The sequence below is a fragment of the Brevibacillus sp. SYP-B805 genome (genome assembly GCF_011059135.1).
GTDB lineage: Bacteria > Bacillota > Bacilli > Brevibacillales > Brevibacillaceae > Brevibacillus_F.
In genome coordinates this window covers 1-1240 of the sequence record NZ_JAALGD010000029.1, presented here as the reverse complement: position 1 = coordinate 1240, position 1240 = coordinate 1, and the positions used below count along the sequence as shown (strand labels likewise).

Here is a 1240-nt window from a genome sequence, read left to right as displayed (position 1 = left end):
ACAACTGAACTTGTGCGACAACAGGAGGGTCATAGATGCAGCAAGGGAACGAATACTTGGATCTAATTGAGAAACAGCAAGAGGATTTGACAGATGAAGAAATTGTCAGCATGTTTTTGGCAACGTATCACCACTCAAAGTACACGCTGCGAAATTATAAGGACGCCATTGCAAGATTTCGCAACTTCATTGGCAGCAAAAGACTGAAAGACGTTACCTGGAGGGATATCGAACTGTATAAACTGAGTCTGCTCAAAAGGGACGGAAACCATAATCGTCCATATGCCGCGGCAACAATCTCCGCATTGTTGGCCCCCCTTCGATCGCTTTACAAGTGGGGGAACAGCCCCAATATACAATGTTTTTCCATCAATCCGGCAGCAAACATCAGGAAACCGAAAGTTCCGGTCAGCAGCAGCCGTCATTTTTTAACGAAAAACGAGGTCGTCAATATCTTGCAGCAATTAAACGAAACGGGTCTTCGCAATTACGCCATCGGGTTGACTTTGGTGCTGCTTGGGTTGAGGGTTTCCGAACTGGTTTCCATGGAATGGGACGATTTTCATACGGATCCCATGGGAACCTCCATTTGGTTGACGGTGCTAAATGGCAAAGGGCAGAAAGTACGGGAGGTGAAAGTCCCCGATATGCTCTGGAAGCTGCTCCGTTCATACCGCAGGGAGAATGGGAATAGCGGCAAGGTGTTTCCGCTTACGACCCGCCAGGTTGAACGAATCATCGAAACTGCCCGTAAAAGAGCCAATTTATCCAAGAAAGTAACCCCTCACTGGCTCAGGCACACCAATGCAACCCTGGCTTTGTTAAACGGAGCGTCTCTTCAACAGGTTCAACATACGTTGGGACATTCCCATATCAATACGACTCAGCAGTACATACATACGGTAGAACAGATAAACAAAGCGGCTCCGGATTTTGTCGAAGATTGCCTGAAGGAAGCGCTCTGGGGTTCGCGGGACAACATCGGGGATGTAAAGCGAAAAGAAATGCAGGAGCATCAACTGGAAATCGTTACATAAAGGAATACCGCACCAGCAGGTCAACCACCTAACCGAACAGGGCACAAAGTCGCCGCCAGTTTGGTTAGGTGGTCGATTGCATGAACGGATCTGCTTGATAACAGGCACAGCAGCCCTCTGGATAATGAATGCTTGAAAACCTTTCTTTTACTATGATATATTGTAAAAGAATTTGAAAAATAATGTCGCACAAGTTCAGTTGT

The 1240-nt window shown here is 46.8% G+C and carries 1 protein-coding gene; it reads left to right on the top strand.

What is annotated here, in order from left to right; genetic code table 11:
* The first annotated feature begins 35 nt into the window (after positions 1–35).
* Positions 36–1037, top strand: a complete 1002-nt coding sequence (locus tag G3578_RS20595) for a tyrosine-type recombinase/integrase (protein ID WP_165215679.1) — start codon at positions 36–38, stop codon at positions 1035–1037.
* Positions 1038–1240 lie beyond the last annotated feature (203 nt).